The following is an 837-nucleotide window of genomic DNA, read 5'->3' on the forward strand; positions in this document are numbered from 1 at the left end:
ACGCGGCCGCCGAAGACGAGTTGGCCATCCACGGTCCACTTGGCGAGGTCGCCCGTGCGATACATCCGCCCGCCCGTGAACGGGCACGCCACGAAGCGCTCCGCGGTCAGGCTGGGGCGGCCGAGATAGCCACGCGCGAGGCCCGGACCCGCGATGTACAGCTCACCCAGCACACCTGCGGGGACGGGGTGAAGCAGCTCATCGAGGACGAATGCCCGGGTGTTGGTGATGGGCCGTCCGATGGGCACCGGGCCCGAGCCGGACGCCTCCAGGGGCTCGCTCATCGTCGCGCACACGGTGACCTCGGTCGGCCCGTACGCATTGACCATCCGCCGCCCCGGCGCCCACCGCTCCACCAACCCCGGCGGGCACACCTCACTGGCCACCACCACCGTACCCAAACTCCCGGGCAACTCCTCCACCGTGGCCAGCACCGACGGCGACACCGTCATATGCGTGACACCCATCGCCGTGGCCGTCGCGCCCAGCGAACCGTTGGGCGGAAGCCTGTCCGGGTCCGCCACCACCAGAGCGGCCCCCGAGAGCAGCGCCATGAACATCTCCCACACCGAGGCATCGAAGCTCAACGACGCGAGCTGCAGCACCCGTGCGTCAGCGCCCACCTCGAACCGGTCGATCTGGGCGCTGACGAGGTTTCCGATGCCGCGATGCGTGACGGCCACGCCCTTGGGACGGCCCGTCGAGCCCGATGTGTAGATCACGTACGCCACGTCGTCCACGCTCACGGAGACCACCGGCGCCGGGGGCGCGTCCGCGGATCGAGCCGCGGACGGATCCCACACGACGCACTCGGCCCCGGCCGGAACCAACCCCCGA

1 protein-coding gene is annotated in these 837 nt (G+C 71.0%); it reads right to left on the reverse strand.

The features are described from left to right. Positions 1 to 746: AMP-binding protein (locus tag JK364_RS54495; RefSeq protein WP_307841735.1), on the reverse strand; the 746-nt coding region annotated here is incomplete at its 3' end. Positions 747 to 837 lie beyond the last annotated feature (91 nt).

It is taken from the genome of Streptomyces endocoffeicus (assembly GCF_016741935.1).
Taxonomy (GTDB): domain Bacteria; phylum Actinomycetota; class Actinomycetes; order Streptomycetales; family Streptomycetaceae; genus Streptomyces; species Streptomyces endocoffeicus.